Here is a 15,491-nt window from a genome sequence, read left to right on the forward strand (position 1 = left end):
GACCCCCTGAGAGGAGCCCCTTCCCGGTGCAGGAGATGGTCATCTACGGCGTGAGCTTCGACATGGTCGGCAAGCAGCCGATCGTGCTGCTCAAGACCGTTGACAGCAACAAGTTCCTGCCGATCTGGATCGGCCACCCGGAGGCTGCCGCGATCCTGATGAAGCTCCAGGGGGCCACGACGCCGCGCCCGATGACGCACGACCTCCTGTGCGACATGCTGGGCGAGCTCGACGCGCGCTGCACCCAGGTCGCGGTGACCGAGCTGCGCGACAACACGTTCTTCGCGTCCATCACCCTCACCGTCGGCGGGCGCGAGGTGGAGATCGACTCCCGGCCCAGCGACGCGCTCGCGCTCGCCGTGCGCGCCGGCGCGCCGATCTTCGCCGCCGAGGAGGTCATCGCCGAGTCCGCGATCGAGTTCGAGCACGAGGTCGAGGACACGGAGGAGGTCGTGGACAAGTTCAAGGAGTTCCTCGACCAGGTGACCCCCGAGGACTTCGCCGGCGACTCCTAGGCGCGCGCCGGCCTACGCGGCAGCGTGGCGGCCGAGCGCGAGCTCGACGAGCCGCCCGACCATCTCGTCGAAGCCCAGGCCCGCGGCGTCCGCGGCCTGGGGCAGCAGGCTCGTGGCGGTCATGCCGGGCACGACGTTGGCCTCGAGGACCGTCAGCTCGCCGGTGGCCTCCTCGAGCAGGAGGTCCACGCGTGAGACGTCCCGGCAGCCCAGGCGCCGGTGCACCGCCAGCGCGAGCTCCTGCGCGCGCGCCGTGACGTCGCCGCCGAGGTCGGCGGGGCAGACGAACTCGGTGCGCCCGATCTCGTAGCGCGCCTCGAAGTCGTAGCGCGAGTCGATCGGCACGGCCTCGACGATCGGCAGCGCCTCGTCGCCGAGGATGGAGACCGCGAGGTCGCGCCCCTCGACGTGGCGCTCGAGCAGGACCTTGCGCGAGTACGAGAACGCCGCCACGAGCGCCCCGGGGACGGCGGCGGCGTCCTCGGCGTAGCGGATGCCGAACGCGCTGCCCTGGTCGGCGGGCTTGACGACCAGCGGGAACGCCAGGCGCTCCTCGATCGCGGCGAGCGCCTCGGAGGCCCCGAGCTCCTTGAACGCCGTCTCGGTGAACGAGACGAAGTCGGGCGTCGGCAGCCCCGCGTCGAGCATCTCGTGCTTGGCCAGGACCTTGTCGGCGCTGCGGATGCAGCCCGAGACGCCCGAGCCGGTGTAGGGGAGCCCGAGGACCTCGAGCAGCTCCTGCACCGTCCCGTCCTCGCCGTCGCGGCCGTGCAGCGCGACGAAGCAGACGTCGGGCGCGAGCTCGCGCAGCTCGCGCACGAGCCCCGGCCCGACGTCGATGCCGCACACGTGGTGGCCCAGGCGCTCCAGCGCGTCCTCGACGCGGGCGCCCGACCGCAGGGAGACCTGGCGCTCGAGCGAGCGACCGCCCTTGAGGACGCAGACCTTCGTCATCCGTTCGCGCGGCGGCGCGGCAGGCGCAGCACGTCGGCCATCCCGGCCTCGTCGCGCCGCTGCTCGGCCTGCGGGCGCTTCCCGCCGCCCGCCGGACGCGTCCCGGAGATCGAGCCGAAGAGCTCGAGCTGCTCCGCGACGACCTCGCCGATGCGGCGCACGCCCTCGCGGATGTCGTCGTCGGGCACCCCGGAGAAGTTGATGCGCATCGACGCGCCGCCGCGGCCGTCCATGAACGCCCCCCGCCCGGGGACGAACGCGACGTTGCGCGTGAGCGCGCGCACCAGGAGGTCGGTGGTGTCGATCGCGTCGGGCAGCGTCGCCCACACGAACAGGCCGCCCTGCGGCCGCGTCCACGTCGCCTCGGCGGGGAAGTGCTCGGCCAGCGCGTCGAGCATCACGTCGCGCCGGCGGCGGTAGAGCTGCTTGAGCTGGGCGAGGTACGGCTCCCAGCGACCCTCGGCGAAGTACTGGGCCACGAAGTACTGCGTCAGCGAGGACGAGCAGAGGTCGGCGCCCTGCTTGCCGAGGTTCATCTTCTGCAGCACCGGCCCGGGCGCCACCGCCCAGCCCAGGCGCAGGCCCGCGCTGAGGATCTTGGAGAACGTCCCGAGGTAGATGACGAACTCGCCGCCGTCGAGCGTGCGCAGCGTCGGCAGCGGCTCGCCCTCGTAGCGCAGCAGGCCGTACGGGTTGTCCTCGAGGACCAGCAGCTCGCGCGCGTGGGCGATCTCGACGAGGCGCTTGCGGCGCTCGAGCGACATCGTCACGCCGGCCGGGTTCTGGAAGCTCGGGATCGTGTAGATGAACTTCGGCGTGCGGCCCTCGCGGTCGAGGCGCTCGAGGGTCTCCTCGAGCACGTCGATGCGCATGCCGTCGTCGTCCATCTCCACCTGCACGACGTCGGCCTGGTAGGCGCAGAACGACGGGATGGCGCCCGGGTAGGTCGGGGCCTCGGCGACCACCACGTCGCCCGGGTCCAGCAGCGTCTTGCAGACGAGGTCGATGACCTGCTGGCCGCCGGTCGTGACGAGCACGTCGCCCGTGTCGACCTTCGTGCCCTCCGCGGCCATGACGTGGGCGATGACGTCCTTGACGCGGCCCAGGCCCTCGGTCGGGCCGTACTGGAGCGCCGCCGCGCTGGAGTCGACGGCGACCTTGGCCATGATCGCCGCGAAGTCCTCGGCCGGGAACGTCGAGGTGTCGGGCAGGCCGCCGGCGAGCGAGATGACCTCGGGCCGCTCGGTCAGGGCCATCAGGTCGCGCATCGCCGAGGACTTCATGACCCGCGTCCGCGAGGCGAAGAGGCCCGCATACCGCTCGAGGTCGCGGGCAGAACGCCCCTTCGGACGCGGACCGCCGGAGAGGTCGTCCGTCATCATGGCCCGTCCACGGTAGCGGACCCCCCTCGCCCGACCCACAAGATGAACCTCATCCTCGACCTGCTCACCGGCCTCGGCCTCGCAGCGTGCTGCGGCCTCAGCCCCTTCCTCCCGGCGCTCGTCGCGGGCGGCCTGGCCGCCGGCGACGTCGGCGTGGACTTCGACGGCACCGCGCTGTCGTTCCTCGAGGAGCCCTGGTTCCTCGCCCTGATGGCGGTCCTCTTCGTCGCCGGGGTCGTGGTGCGCGTGCAGCGCCCCGCGCTCGCCGCGCAGGTCGGCGTCTTCGGCATCACCGTCGGCGCGCTGCTGTTCGGGGCGACGCTCGACGACAGCCAGGACACGTGGTTCTACGGCCTGGTCCTCGGGGCGCTCGTCGCCGCCGGCTCCTACGTCGTGGCGCGCTCGCTCTTCGAGCGGGTGCGCGAGCGCTTCTCGCGGGCCGGGGACCAGTCCGCCGCGGCCGCGCTGCCGGTCTACGCCGAGGGCACCGGCCTGGTCGGCGCCGCGCTGTCGGTCCTGCTGCCGCCCGTCTCGCTGCTGCTGGTCGGCTTCCTGGCGGTGCTCGGCGCCCGCCAGCGCGGCCGCGAGGGCCAGAAGTACGCGGGGCTGCGGATCCTGCGGTGAGCTCGCCGCACCCGCCTAAGCTCGTCCTCGCCGTCATCGACGGCTGCAAGCCCTCCGAGCTCGACCGCGCGGTGGCCGCGGGCACCGCTCCGACCATCGCCGCGGTCATCGAGCGCGGGACGGTCGTGCGCGAGTCGTGCGCCGCGTTCCCGTCGGTCACCCCGGTCTGCGCGACGTCGATCGCCACCGGGACGCTGCAGGACCACCATCGCATCCCGTCGATGAACTGGTTCCACCGCGGCGAGCGCCGCTACGTGGAGTACGGCTCGTCGCTGCGCGCCGCGATGCGCCTCGGCGTCGCCCAGCAGCTCACCGACACCGTCTACAACCTCAACGGCAAGCACCTCGCCGAGGACTGCGAGACGGTCTTCGAGAGCCTCGACGACGCCGGCGTGCGCACCGCGGGCACGACCTACCTCGTCTACCGCGGCCGCCACCAGCACGAGGTCGCGCGCGACACGCCGTTCGCCCGGGTCGCCGGCCTCGCGTTCAAGCGCCCGGTGCAGGGCCCGAAGGAGCTCTTCTACGCCGACGTCTTCGCCAGCCGCGAGACGGGCTGTCGCTCCCAGCTGGGCAAGCCGGGCGTGCGCGACCGCCACTCGGGCTGCGTGAGCGCCTGGCTCGCCGCGCGCGACCTCTTCGACTTCCTGCTGCTGTCGCTGCCTGACAACGACACGCACTCGCACAAGCACGGCTCCGACGCCCAGGCCGAGTCGATCGCCTGGGCCGACCGCGAGCTCGCGCGCGTCGCCGACGCCTCCGGCGGGCTCGAGCGCTTCCTCGACGGCCACGCGGTCGTCGTCGCCGCCGACCACTCCCACGCCGACGTCGAGCGCACGGTCGCGCTGCCCGACGTCTTCGCCGACTTCGCCGTGGCGGGCGCCCGCGGCCGGCGCATGGAGGACGCCGAGGTCGCGCTCTGCCCGGCGCAGCGCAGCGCGATGGTCTACGGGCTGGTCGAAGCCGGACGCGGGCGGCTCGTGCCGCGGCTCGTCGAGGCGGCGCGCGCGGCGGACGGCGTCGACGTGGTGGCCTGGCGCGACGAGGACGGCTGGTGCGCCGCGGCGAGCGGCCGCGGCGGAGAGCCGGTGCGCTTCCGTCGGGCGACCGGCGAGGGCGGGGTGCGCGACGCGCGCGGGACGCGCTGGGAGCTCGAGGGCGACCTCGACGCGCTGGCCCTGCACCGCGACGGCGACGTCGTCGACGGCCCGACCTACCCGCAGGCGCTGCGGCGCCTCGAGGCCGCGCTGCACTGCCCGACCTCGGGCGACGTGCTGCTCAGCGCCGCGCCGACCTGGGAGTTCCTGGACTGGGGCGGCGCGCACCACGTGGGCGGCGGCAGCCACGGCTCCCTGCACCACTCCGACTCGCTCGGGGCGCTCGCGTTCTGCGGCGTCGAGCCACCGCCGGGCCACACGGGTGCCTGGTCGATCACCGACGTGGCGCCCATGGTCCGCGCCCACTTCGGCGTGACGCCGTACCCTGGGGCCGGATGACGGACGAGAGCGCCGCCGTCGACGTGCGTCTGCACCACCGTGTCCGGCTCGGGCTGCGCAAGCCCGCGAACTGGCTCGAGCTCGTGCGCTTCGGCGTCGTGGGCGCGAGCGGCTACGCCGTGAACCTCGCGGTGTTCGCGCTCATGGTCCACAGCGCCGGCGCGGACTACCGCGTCGCCGCGGTGACCGCCTGGCTGGTGGCGGTGGCCAACAACTTCTTCTGGAACCGCCGCTGGACCTTCCGGGCCCACGACGGCCACGCGGGGTTCCAGGCCGCGCGGTTCCTCGCCGTGAGCGTCGCGGCGTTCGTCGTGAACCTCGCCGTCCTCGAGCTGCTCGTCGCGGGCTTCGACATGGCCGAGGTGCCGGCGCAGGCGATCGCCATCGTCGTCGCCACCCCGTGCAACTTCCTGGGCAACAAGCTCTGGTCCTTCGCGCGCTAGCGGCGCTCCTCGCCGTCCTCGCCCTCGCGCCGGTCGCCCCGGCCGGGGCGCAGACGGCGCGGCTGCCGACGCAGGTCGTCGCCGGGCCGGCGGACGGCAACGCCGTCGAGCGCGTCGACGACCTGACCCGCAAGCCGGCGGGCCACCAGCGCACGGGGGCCCAGGTCCTCCAGGTGGCCGAGCAGCTGCCGCAGGTCATCGCCGAGCGCCGGAGGACGCGGGGCTCGTACCCCAACGTCTTCCTCAAGGGCAAGACCCGCTGGCAGGTCTCCTTCTACTCGCGCGACAAGCCGGCGGTCGAGATCGCGCAGGTGCTCGTCGACGACGCGACGGGCGTGGTGACCGAGGCCTACACGGGCTACAAGGTCGCGTGGACGATGGCCCGCGGCTACGACGGCGCCTTCGGGCGCAAGGTCAACTCGCCGTGGGTGTGGATCCCGCTGACCATCCTCTTCGTCGCGCCGTTCGTGACCTGGTCGCGGCCGTTCCGGCTCCTGCACCTCGACCTGCTCGTCATGGCGGGCTTCGGCCTGTCGCTCATGGCGTTCAACGACGCCGACATCGACACGTCGGTGCCGATCATCGCGCCGCTGCTGGCCTACCTCCTGCTGCGCATGCTCTGGGTGGGGCTGCGCCGGCCCGACCCCGAGGCCGAGCGCCGGCCGCTGCCGCTGCTCGTGCCGACGGCGTGGCTGGTCGTGGCGACGGTCTTCCTCGTCGGCTTCCGCGTGGGGCTGAACCTCACGAGCTCGAACGTCATCGACGTCGGCTACGCGGGCGTGGTGGGGGCCGACCGCCTCGCCCACGGGGAGCGGCTCTACGGCGCGTTCCCGAAGGACATCGAGCACGGCGACACCTACGGGCCGGTCGGCTACGCGGCCTACGTCCCGTTCGAGCTCGTCTTCCCGTGGAGCGGGCGCTGGGACGACCTGCCCGCGGCGCACGCCGCCGCGATCGCCTTCGACCTCGCGTGCCTGCTGCTGCTGTTCCTCGTGGGGCGGCGGATCCGCGGGCCCGGGCTGGGGATCGTCCTGGCCTACGCCTGGGCGGCCTACCCGTTCACGATCTACGCCTCGAACACGAACTCCAACGACGCGCTCGTGCCGGCGCTGCTGCTCGTCGGGCTGCTGCTCGCGGAGCGGCCGGTCCGCCGCGGGGCGGCGACCGCGATCGGCGGGCTGTCGAAGATGGCGACGCTCGCGGTGGCACCGGTGTTCGCCACCCACCGGGCCGGTGGGGTGCGCGACGTCCTGCGGTTCGCCGCCGGCTTCCTGGTGGCCGCGGCCGTCGCGCTGCTCCCCGTGTGGCTCGAGGGCCCGTCGCTGCACGAGGTCTACGACCGCACGATCGGGTTCCAGGCCGGGCGTGACGCGCCGTTCTCGATCTGGGGGCTCTACGACCTCGACGGCCTCCAGAAGGTCTGGCAGGGGATCGCCATCGGCCTCGCGCTGCTGCTCGCGGTGGTGCCGCGGCGGCGGGACCTCGTCGGCCTCGCGGCGCTGGCGGCGGCGGTCCTCATCGCCTTCCAGCTCGGCGCGACGTACTGGTTCTACCTCTACCTCGTGTGGTTCGCCCCACTCGTCTGGCTGGCCCTCTTCGGGCGCTTCGCCGCGCCGGCCCGCTAGTCGCGGGGCTGGCGGCGACGCTCGCCACCCTCGCGGCCGACGACCGGATCAGCGACCTCTACGTCTACTCCGTCGTCGACGGGCTGGTCAGCGGCGGGGCGGTCCCGTACCGGGACTTCGACTTCGAGTACCCGCCGCTCGCGCTCGGGCCGCTGCTGCTCGGTGGCGGCAGCGAGGCGGCGTGGACCGCCATCGCCGCGGTCGCGCTCGCGGCGATGCAGCTCGCGGCGCCGTCGCGGCGGGCGGCGTGGCTGCTCGTCCTCGTCCCGCTGCTGGCGGGCGCGCTCGTGCGCACGAAGTTCGACCTCGTGCCGGCGGCCTTCGCGGTGGGCGGGCTGACGCTGCTGCTGCGCGCGCGGCCGGCGTGGGCGGGCGCCGTCCTGGGGCTCGGCACGCTGGTGAAGCTCTGGCCGGCGCTGCTCGTCGGCGTGGCGGTCGTCTGGCTGCGCGACCGGCGCGCGCTCGTGCACGCGGGCGCAGCCGCCGCGACGGTCCTCGCCGGCTGCCTGCCGTTCCTCGTGCTCGGCGGCTTCCCCGGCGCGCTGCTGCACTTCCACCTCGACCGCCCGGTGCAGCTCGAGTCCTCGCCCGCGAGCGTCCTCTTCGCGCTGGGCGACTCGTACGTCACGGGCGCCCCGGTGCGGCCCGACCCCTTCAAGTCCAACGGCCTCGACGGCGGTCCCGCCGGCGCGGTCCGGACGGCGTTCGTGGTGCTGGAGGTGCTGGCGCTGGCCGGGATCGCGGCGCTCGTCGCGCGCCGGCGCGACGGCGACGCGCTGCTGCTCGGCGCCCTCGGCGCCGTCCTGGCCTTCGTCGGCCTCGGGGCGGTGCTGTCGCCGCAGTACCTGCTCTGGCTGCTGCCGCTGGCGGCGCTCGTCGCGGCCCGGGGCCACGTCGTCCCGGCGGCGCTGGTCGCCGGCGCGGCGGTGCTCACCCGGCTGTGGTTCCCGGGCCGCTACTTCGACCTGGTCTTCGAGCGCGGCGCGGTGGCCGAGCTCGTCGCCGTCAGGAACCTGCTGCTGCTCGGGGCCCTGGCCGCCACGGCTCGAGCACTTGCTCGATCGCCGTCGCGCGCCGCGGCTCGGCGGCCGCCCGGATGACCACGCCCATCAGCCACGGGTCGTCCTCGGAGGTCTCGAAGCGCACCTTCATGTGCGTGCGCATCGAGGCGATCGCCTGCTCCTTCTTGACGCCGATGACGCCGCCGCGCGGGCCGGTCATCCCCACGTCGGTGCAGTAGGCGGTGCCGCCGGGCAGGACGCGCGCGTCCGCCGTGGGCACGTGGGTGTGCGTCCCGACGACCGCGGTGACACGGCCGTCGAGGTGCCAGCCCAGCGCGACCTTCTCGCTGGTGGCCTCGGCGTGGACGTCGACGAGGACGTGGTCGGCCTCGCGCTCGAGCTTGGCCACGGAGGTGTCGGCCTCGCTGAACATGTGACGGCCCGACTGCAGGAAGACGTTGCCCTGGAGGTTGAGGACGCCCAGCCTGACGCCGTTGCGCTCCACCACCACGCTGCCGCGGCCCGGCTGCGCGGCGAGGAAGTTCGCCGGGCGGACGATGGGCTTGTCGGAGTCGAGGTAGGGCCCGATCTCCTTGCGCTGGTAGGTGTGGTTGCCCAGCGTGATGACGTCGACGCCGTTGGCCAGGAGGTCGTCGGCGAGCTTGGGCGTGATCCCCAGCCCGCCGGCGATGTTCTCGCCGTTGACGACGACGAAGTCCGGCGCGTGGCGCTCGCGCAGCTGCGGCAGGAGGCCGAGCAGCGTGCGCCGGCCCACGCTGCCGACGACGTCGCCGACGAACAGGATCGTGGCCTCGTGCCCCGCCATGGGGTGGAGTCTGACGCGGCGGGGGCCGACTAGAGTCGCGGGGGTGATCGGCGCCGCGTCGCTGACGAAGCGCTTCGGCGACCGGGTGGCCCTGCGCGACGTGTCCTTCGGCGTGCAGGCGGGCGAGGTCGTCGCGGTCATCGGCCCCAACGGCGCGGGCAAGACGACCCTCCTCGGGCTGCTCGGCGGGACGCTGCAGCCCAGCGACGGTGCGGTCCAGCCGCGGCCGGCGAGCATCGGGTGGGTCCCGCAGCAGCCGGCGGTCTACTCCAAGCTCAGCGTGCGCGAGAACCTCGAGCTGTTCGCGCACCTCGAGGGCGTCGGCGACCCGCGCGCGGCGGTCGAGCGCATGCTCGGGCAGACCGGGCTGGCCGACCGCGCGGGCGACGAGCTCGGCCGGCTGTCGGGCGGCGGCCAGCAGCGGGTGAACATCGCCGTCGGCCTGCTCGCGGACCCCGACGTCCTGCTGCTCGACGAGCCCAGCTCCTCGCTGGACCCCCTCCAGCGCGAGCGCCTGTGGGAGTTCCTCGGCGCGATGGACACGACGATCCTCTTCACGACCCACGACGTCGCCGAGGCCGAGCGCCACGCCGACCGCGTCCTCGTCCTGGCCGACGGCGAGCTGGTCTTCACCGGATCGCCCGCCGAGCTGCACGGCGCCGTCGGCGATGAGGCGAAGGGCTTCGAGGCCGCGTTCGTGCGCTTCCTGCGGGAGCGCGGGCACTAGTGCGCTGGCTCCTGCTCAAGGACCTGCGGATCCTGCGGCGCTCGCCCCTGCTCGTCGGCCTGCTCGTGGTCTACGCCGTGGGCGTCGGCCTCGCGGTCGCCGTGGCGCTGAAGGACACGCCCGACAAGCCGCGCGTGGCGTTCGTCAACGAGGTCCCCGAGGGCGAGGGGGAGTTCTCGGTGGGCGGGCAGACCTTCGACGCCACCTCCTACGCCGGCCGGCTCTTCACGGCGGTCGAGCCGGTGCGCGTGACGACGCGCGAGGAGGCGCTGCGGATGGTCCGCGACGGCGAGGTGCTCGGCGCGCTCATCGTCCCCGAGGACGTCGTCGACCGCCTGCAGGCGACCGTGAACCTCGCGGGCGCGGGCCAGCGGCCGACGCTCGAGGTCCTCTACAACGCCGAGGACCCGCTGAAGACGCAGGAGGTCCAGTCGCGCATCGAGTCCCAGCTCGCGCAGGCCAACAAGGCGATCGCCGACCAGCTGGCCAAGCTCGCCGGGCGCTACCTCGACATCCTCCTGCGCGGCGGCGACTTCCGGCTGCTGGGCCGCAGCTTCCAGGTCCTCGGCCTGCAGAACACCGAGCGCATCCTGCGTGCCGTCTCGTCCCAGCTGCCCGCGGGCGACCGCCGCCAGGCGGCGCTCGACCGGGTCGCGACGTTCGCGCGCCTCGCCGTGCAGAACCTCGACGTCGCGGGCCCGGTGCTGCAGACCGTCGGCTCGCCGCTGGCGGTGAAGCAGACCATCGTCGAGGGCGCCGACACGCCGCTCGAGGACTTCTTCGTGGCGATCGCGATCACCGTCTCGCTCATGTTCGTGGCGGTGCTGCTCGGCGCGGGCATGCTCGCCCTCGAGCGCGAGGAGCACGCCTTCGCGCGGCTCGTGCGGGGGCTGACGACCCGGACGACGCTCCTCGCGGAGAAGGTCGTCCTGGCCGCGCTGTGCTCGGGCCTGGCGACGCTGCTGCTCACCGTCGTCGTCGCGGCGGTCTACGACCTGGACTGGGGACGGGCGCCGCTGTGGGTCGCGGTCATCGCCGCCGGCGGCCTGGCCTTCGGGACCCTCGGGGTCGCCATCGGCGCCCTGGCCCGTGACGTGCGGGCGGCGTCGCTGCTGGCGTTCCTGCTCGCGCTGCCGATCGCGTTCCTCGCGCTCATCCCGTCCGGCGCGGTGTCGGCCTCGCTCTTCGACGTCGTCTCGGTGGTCAACGCGCTCTTCCCGTTCGACCCCGCGCTCGACGCCGCCAACGCCGCGCTCACCGGCGCCGACCCCGGCGTGCCGGGGCCGCTGGCCCACCTGGCGGCGCTCGTGGCGGGTCACGGGGTGCTGGCCCGGGTGGCACTCCGCCGGTTCTCCTGACAGGGTTGCCGCGGCGATGGTGCGGCGGGTCAGGCTCGACGGCGGGGCGACGGCGATCCGCCCCTTGGCGCTCTCGGACCTCGACGAGATGACCGCGCTGGTCGCCCGCAACCGCGAGCACCTCGCCCCGTGGGACCCGATCCGCCCCGAGCGGTGGTGGACACGCGAGGGCCAGGCCGACCAGCTGCGCCGCGACGTCGCGGCGTGGGACGCGGGCGTGGGCTTCGCCTTCGCGGTCCTCGACCGCGAGGAGGGCGACCGCATCGTCGGCCGCCAGGCGCTGGCCAACGTCGTGCGCGGGCCGTGGCGCAACGCGACGCTCGGGTGGTGGACGTCGGTCGACGCGACGGGCAAGGGCCACGCCACGAGCGCGGCGCGGCTCGTCCTGCGCTTCGCCTTCGAGGTCGCCGGCCTGCACCGCGTTCAGCCCGCCGTCATCCCCCGCAACGCGCGGTCGATCCGGGTGGCCGAGAAGGCGGGCTTCCGGCGCGAGGGCCGCGCGCTGCGCTACCTCGAGATCGCCGGCGCGTGGGAGGACCACGACATCTTCGCCATGACCGCCGAGGAGTGGCCGGGACCGCTCGAGGGCCCGCCCTCGTAGTGGGGGTGTGCCGCCGACCGCCGTCGCCGCCGCCGGACCGCGCCTCGCGCGCACCGCGGCCGCGGCGCGGCTGAGCCCGCGCGCCGAACGGGCGGCCGTCCGCCGGGCGCTGCGCGGCGACGAGGCGGCGCTCGACGTCCTGTTCCGCGCGCACTGGCCCGCCGCCTACCGCGCGGCCTGGCTCGTCGTCCGCGATCCCCACGCCGCGGAGGACATCGCGCAGGAGGCGTTCGTCGCGGCGGTCCGCGCGCTCGAGCGCTTCGACCGCCGGAGGCCCTTCGGGCCGTGGCTGCGCACGATCGTGGCGCGGCGGGCGATCGACGCCCAGCGCTCGCGCGCCCTGCGCCGCGAGGTCGGCGACGCCCCACTCGAGGCGCTGCCAGCGCCCGAGGACGGACCGCCCGACGACGCGCTGCTCGCCGCCGTCGCCGCCCTGCCCGACGACCAGCGCACGGTCGTCGCGCTGCGCCACCTGCTCGAGCTGACCCCGACCGAGATCGGCGAGCTGCTCGGCGTGCCGCGCGGCACGGTGAACTCGCGGCTGCGCCGCGCGCTCGACGCGCTCGCCCAGGAGCTCGCGCGATGACCGGCCCGGACCTCGACCGGTTGCGCGAGGCGCCGGCGCCGGGCGAGGGCGAGGCGCGCGGGCGCACCCGCGAGGTCCTCCGCGCCGCCCACCGCGGACGGCCGGCGCCGCCGCGGCGCGTCGGCGTCGCCCGCGTCCTGGCCCCCGCCCTCGCGACGCTCCTCGTCCTCGGCCTGGTGCTCACGGCGCCGGGCGACGCGGTCGCCGACTGGCTGCGCCAGCGCGTGCGCGAGGTCGTCGGGACCGAGAGGACGACGCCGCGGCCGACCCCGGCGGCCGGCGTGCCGGGGACGGGCCGGCTGCTCACCGCCTCGTGGCGCGGCTTCGGCGTGCTCGGGCGCGAGGGCCTGGAGGGGGGTGCCATCGGGCCGGTCGACGCGGCGGCCTGGTCGCCGCGCGGGCGCTTCGTCGTCGTCGTGCGCGGCGCCGCGCTCACGGCCTACGCGCCGCGCGCGCGGCCCGACGCGCGGTGGACGGTCGTGGCGCCACGGGTGGGGCGCCGGCGCCTGCGGGCCCCGGTGTGGTCGCCCAGCGGCTACCGCATCGCCTACCTCGCGCCGTCGACGAAGCGCGGCCGGATGGTGCTGCGCGTCGTGGCGGGCGACGGGACCGGCGACCACGCGGTGGCGGCGGCGGGCGTCGCCCGGCCCGCATGGGTCGTCGACCCGCGCGCGTCGGGCCGCCACCTGGTCGCCTACGCCGACGACCGGCGCCGCGTCGTGCTGCGCGACGCCGACACGATGGTCCCGGTGTGGCGCAGCCGGCCGGTGCCGGTCGGCCGGCCGTTGCGGATCGTCCCCTCGGCCGACGGGCGGCTGCTCGCCGCCCAGACGTCGGTGGGCACGACGCTCGTCGACGCCCGCAGCGGGGGGCTGCACGGCCACCTCGGGCCGTTCGCGCGCCGGACGCGCGAGGAGGGCCTTGCCGCCCGGCCGGGCGGTGGGTGGGCGGTCGTCCGCCGCGTGGCCGGCACGGCGGAGCGGCGGGTCGTCCGGGTGGACCGCCGCGGACGCTCGCGCCTGCTCGTCGCCGTCCCCGGTCCCGTGCGCGGGCTGGCGTGGTCGCCCGACGGCCGCTGGCTCGCGGTCGGCAGCGTGCGCGCCGACGCGCTGCTCTTCCTCCGTCCGGGCCCGGAGGGCCTGGCCGCCGCCCGGTCGCTCGACGGCGCCGCCGACCGCTACGGCGGCGGGCGGATGGCGCTCGAGGACCCCGCGCTCCCGGGCACCTCGGCCGGCCCCTTCCCGCGGGTGGAGGGCTGGTGCTGCGCGCGCTAGCCGGCGCGCTGGTCGCGGCGACCGCCCTCGCCGCCTGCGGGGAGGACGCGCCGCCGGCCACCGTCGCGCCGTCCGCGCCGGAGGTCGCGCCCGCGACCGCGCCGGCGACCCCGGCGCTGCGGGCCGCCTGTCGCGAGGGCGCCGCGACGGTCCGCGAGCCCGTGCGGTGCCCGCTCGTGGTGCCGGCCACCGGCGCGGGCTACCGGCGGCCGCGGATGTTCGACCTCGACGGCTGCACGTACCTGCTCGACCTCGAGGCCCGCGGCGTGCGGGCCCGCAACGCCCCGTTCCACGTCCTGCTCGGCGGCCGCTGCCGGCCGTTCGACCTGCGCACGCGCCACGGCCGCTGGCCGGTCGCGTCCGTCCGCGACGACCTGCGCGTCGTCGGCCGCGCGCCGCAACGCCCAGGCGGGGGCGGAGGCCAGCAGGTGCCGCTCACCGTCCTCGGTCGCCCGCGCGTCCTGGGCCGGCCGGCGCTGCTCGTGCGCGCGGCGCCGTACCCGGCCGGTGGGATGCACGGCGGCCATGTCCTGCTGGTGCACAACGTCGATGGCGCGGGCTACGTCGTCAGCGCCCACACCCTGCCCGAGGGCCGCACGCCGGCGACGCCCCAGCTCGTCGCGACGCTCGTCGACGTCGCCGAGCGCTCCCGGCCGCTCGACTAGGGCGCCGCGGGCTTGAGCTTCGGGAAGCGGCCGGTGTCGCCACCGGCGGTGTAGGGCTCCTGCTGCAGGCACGGCGGCGCGCCCGGGCCGAGGGCCGGCAGGTTCAGCGCGTTGGACGTGTGGCTGCAGTCGAAGGCCTCGCGCACGCCGCGGTCCTTCTCGCGCGCCTCGTTGCCCGGTGAGGGGTACGGGTTGGCGCGGTTCGTCGCCAGGCGCTCGGGGAAGAGCGCCGTCGCCTCGTTCCACAGCGGCGTCGTGAGGCGCAGGTAGTGCGCCTCACGGCCCGAGGCGGTGGGGGCGATCGGCTCGGTCGCCGCGGCCACCGACGGCCACGAGGCGGTGAACTGGCGGCGGTAGTCGTCGAGGAACGACGCGACCGGGCGCACGTGGCGCGACAGCGGGTCGAGGCGGTCCATCAGCGGGCCGGCGGCGCGCACGATCGACGTCGCCGCGGGCACGCCCTCCTTCGCGGCGCGGATCGCCGGGCGGATGTCGCGCGAGACCGCGCGCAGGTCGTCGCCCAGCACGGCGCTGCGCTCGAGCGTGGAGCGCAGCATCCGGCCGACCGGCCGCAGGTCCTCGAGCGGGCCGACGATGTCCTTGGAGAGGGTCTGGGCGCTGGCCGACGAGGCGCGCAGCGCCGACATGAACGACGGCAGCACCCGGACCGTCGCCCGGAGGTCGTCGGTCTGCGCGGCGGTGGTGCGCAGCACCTCGTCGCCGGCCTGGACGAGCTCCTGCGTGGCCTCGTCGCGCTCGCCGACCGTCCCGAGGACGGTGCCCGCGTCGCGCACGAGCTGGCGCACCGCGCGGCCCTGGGCGTCCATGGTCGCGAGGAGGTCGCCGCCGTCCTGGGCGAGGCCCGGCAGGTGGCCGACGGCGTCGTTGAGGTCCTGGCCCCGGCCGTCGAAGGCCTTCTCCCAGCTCTGCAGCCAGCCCTGGAGGTTGCGCCGTGACGGCGCGTCGAGGGCCTGGAGGACCTCGTCGAGCTCGACGGTCGGCTGCACCTGGCCGCGGGCGAGCGTGCCGCCCTCGGGCAGCGGCCTGGCCGACTTGTGGCCCGGGGTGAGCTCGATGTACGTCTCGCCGAGCAGCGTCTTCTGGCGCGCGACGACGCGCGTGTCGGACGGCAGGGGCGCGACGGTGCGCTGGAGCTCGAGCGTCGCCCGCGTGCGGTCGCCGTCGCGGCGGTGCTTGACGACCTTGCCGACGGGGACGCCGCTGATGCGCACGTCGGCCTGCTCGGAGAGCTGCGTGGCCTCGTCGAGCAGGACGTCGACCCGGTAGCCCTTGGGCTTGAGCGGCGAGGCGCCGCCGAAGCTCAGCCACAGGAAGAGCAGCAGCCCGAAGCAGGACAGCGCGAAGCCCACCATGGTGAGGACGCGCCCGACGGTGAACCCGGTCTTCGGCATGG

General features: G+C 75.3%; 16 protein-coding genes. 12 read left to right on the forward strand and 4 right to left on the reverse strand.

The genetic code is table 11. From position 1 onward, the window contains the following. Nucleotides 1-26: 26 nt before the first annotated feature. Nucleotides 27-515, forward strand: a complete 489-nt coding sequence (locus tag JUB12_RS15020; RefSeq protein ID WP_205696230.1) for a bifunctional nuclease family protein — start codon at nt 27-29, stop codon at nt 513-515. 12 nt (nt 516-527) lie between these two features. Here the strand turns inward: JUB12_RS15020 and JUB12_RS15025 are convergent, their stop codons facing one another. Next, a complete protein-coding gene (locus JUB12_RS15025; protein ID WP_205696231.1) occupies nt 528-1,469 on the reverse strand; it encodes a D-alanine--D-alanine ligase in 942 nt (313 codons plus the stop codon). Next, entirely contained in the window at nt 1,466-2,848 is a 1,383-nt protein-coding gene (locus JUB12_RS15030; protein ID WP_205696232.1) for a PLP-dependent aminotransferase family protein, read from the reverse strand. The genes JUB12_RS15025 and JUB12_RS15030 overlap by 4 nt, the downstream gene beginning before the upstream one ends. A 45-nt stretch (nt 2,849-2,893) precedes the next feature. Here JUB12_RS15030 and JUB12_RS15035 point away from each other — a divergent pair, with 45 nt between their 5' ends. From JUB12_RS15035 to JUB12_RS15055, 5 genes are read left to right on the forward strand one after another with little or no spacing between them, the layout of a single operon-like run. After that, nucleotides 2,894-3,475 carry a DUF4126 family protein gene (locus JUB12_RS15035; RefSeq protein ID WP_205696233.1) on the forward strand — a complete coding sequence of 194 codons (582 nt, stop codon included), beginning with the start codon at nt 2,894-2,896 and terminating at the stop codon, nt 3,473-3,475. Beyond that, the gene (locus JUB12_RS15040; RefSeq protein ID WP_205696234.1) at nt 3,472-4,971 is read left to right on the forward strand and encodes an alkaline phosphatase family protein; all 1,500 of its coding nucleotides are present in this window, start codon (nt 3,472-3,474) and stop codon (nt 4,969-4,971) included. Before JUB12_RS15035 ends, JUB12_RS15040 begins: the two co-directional genes overlap by 4 nt. Further along, nucleotides 4,968-5,414: a GtrA family protein gene (locus JUB12_RS15045; RefSeq protein WP_205696235.1), complete on the forward strand. Its 447-nt coding sequence runs from the start codon at nt 4,968-4,970 to the stop codon at nt 5,412-5,414. The genes JUB12_RS15040 and JUB12_RS15045 overlap by 4 nt, the downstream gene beginning before the upstream one ends. Next, nucleotides 5,372-7,039: a hypothetical protein gene (locus tag JUB12_RS15050; RefSeq protein ID WP_205696236.1), complete on the forward strand. Its 1,668-nt coding sequence runs from the start codon at nt 5,372-5,374 to the stop codon at nt 7,037-7,039. The genes JUB12_RS15045 and JUB12_RS15050 overlap by 43 nt, the downstream gene beginning before the upstream one ends. Then, nucleotides 6,979-8,139 (forward strand): glycosyltransferase 87 family protein, encoded by a 1,161-nt coding sequence (locus tag JUB12_RS15055; RefSeq protein ID WP_205696237.1) that lies wholly within the window; start codon nt 6,979-6,981, stop codon nt 8,137-8,139. Before JUB12_RS15050 ends, JUB12_RS15055 begins: the two co-directional genes overlap by 61 nt. Here JUB12_RS15055 and JUB12_RS15060 read toward each other — a convergent pair. Further along, entirely contained in the window at nt 8,045-8,866 is an 822-nt protein-coding gene (locus JUB12_RS15060) for a TIGR00282 family metallophosphoesterase (protein ID WP_205696238.1), read from the reverse strand. The genes JUB12_RS15055 and JUB12_RS15060 overlap by 95 nt on opposite strands. 43 nt (nt 8,867-8,909) lie before the next feature. Here JUB12_RS15060 and JUB12_RS15065 point away from each other — a divergent pair, with 43 nt between their 5' ends. Genes JUB12_RS15065 through JUB12_RS15090 form a run of 6 tightly spaced genes read left to right on the forward strand, consistent with a single transcriptional unit; the run spans nt 8,910 to nt 14,077 of the window. Beyond that, nucleotides 8,910-9,593: an ABC transporter ATP-binding protein gene (locus tag JUB12_RS15065; RefSeq protein ID WP_241004278.1), complete on the forward strand. Its 684-nt coding sequence runs from the start codon at nt 8,910-8,912 to the stop codon at nt 9,591-9,593. After that, entirely contained in the window at nt 9,593-10,951 is a 1,359-nt protein-coding gene (locus JUB12_RS15070; RefSeq protein WP_205696239.1) for an ABC transporter permease, read from the forward strand. The genes JUB12_RS15065 and JUB12_RS15070 overlap by 1 nt, the downstream gene beginning before the upstream one ends. 16 nt (nt 10,952-10,967) lie before the next feature. Next, on the forward strand, nt 10,968-11,552 hold the full coding sequence (locus JUB12_RS15075) for a GNAT family N-acetyltransferase (protein ID WP_205696240.1): 585 nt from the start codon (nt 10,968-10,970) through the stop codon (nt 11,550-11,552). A 7-nt stretch (nt 11,553-11,559) separates the two neighbouring features. Continuing rightward, nucleotides 11,560-12,138 carry an RNA polymerase sigma factor gene (locus JUB12_RS15080; RefSeq protein WP_205696241.1) on the forward strand — a complete coding sequence of 193 codons (579 nt, stop codon included), beginning with the start codon at nt 11,560-11,562 and terminating at the stop codon, nt 12,136-12,138. Beyond that, nucleotides 12,135-13,412, forward strand: coding sequence for a PD40 domain-containing protein (locus JUB12_RS15085; protein WP_205696242.1), 1,278 nt, complete (start codon nt 12,135-12,137; stop codon nt 13,410-13,412). Before JUB12_RS15080 ends, JUB12_RS15085 begins: the two co-directional genes overlap by 4 nt. Next, nucleotides 13,397-14,077 (forward strand): hypothetical protein, encoded by a 681-nt coding sequence (locus JUB12_RS15090; protein WP_205696243.1) that lies wholly within the window; start codon nt 13,397-13,399, stop codon nt 14,075-14,077. Before JUB12_RS15085 ends, JUB12_RS15090 begins: the two co-directional genes overlap by 16 nt. On the opposite strand, the gene JUB12_RS15095 is transcribed toward JUB12_RS15090, so the two are convergent. Further along, entirely contained in the window at nt 14,074-15,489 is a 1,416-nt protein-coding gene (locus JUB12_RS15095) for an MlaD family protein (protein WP_205696244.1), read from the reverse strand. The two genes, JUB12_RS15090 and JUB12_RS15095, sit on opposite strands and share 4 nt — an antisense overlap. Nucleotides 15,490-15,491 lie beyond the last annotated feature (2 nt).

Source organism: Conexibacter sp. SYSU D00693, assembly GCF_017084525.1.
Classification (GTDB): domain Bacteria; phylum Actinomycetota; class Thermoleophilia; order Solirubrobacterales; family Solirubrobacteraceae; genus Baekduia.

Excerpts from the sequence above, each read along its gene's own strand:
- JUB12_RS15025 (WP_205696231.1), bottom strand. The coding sequence starts at position 1,469 with ATGACGAAGGTCTGCGTCCTCAAGGGCGGTCGCTCGCTCGAGCGCCAG.
- JUB12_RS15035 (WP_205696233.1), top strand. The coding sequence starts at position 2,894 with ATGAACCTCATCCTCGACCTGCTCACCGGCCTCGGCCTCGCAGCGTGC.
- JUB12_RS15075 (WP_205696240.1), top strand. The coding sequence starts at position 10,968 with ATGGTGCGGCGGGTCAGGCTCGACGGCGGGGCGACGGCGATCCGCCCC.
- JUB12_RS15085 (WP_205696242.1), top strand. The coding sequence starts at position 12,135 with ATGACCGGCCCGGACCTCGACCGGTTGCGCGAGGCGCCGGCGCCGGGC.
- JUB12_RS15030 (WP_205696232.1), bottom strand. The coding sequence starts at position 2,848 with ATGACGGACGACCTCTCCGGCGGTCCGCGTCCGAAGGGGCGTTCTGCC.
- JUB12_RS15095 (WP_205696244.1), bottom strand. The coding sequence starts at position 15,489 with ATGCCGAAGACCGGGTTCACCGTCGGGCGCGTCCTCACCATGGTGGGC.
- JUB12_RS15045 (WP_205696235.1), top strand. The coding sequence starts at position 4,968 with ATGACGGACGAGAGCGCCGCCGTCGACGTGCGTCTGCACCACCGTGTC.
- JUB12_RS15060 (WP_205696238.1), bottom strand. The coding sequence starts at position 8,866 with ATGGCGGGGCACGAGGCCACGATCCTGTTCGTCGGCGACGTCGTCGGC.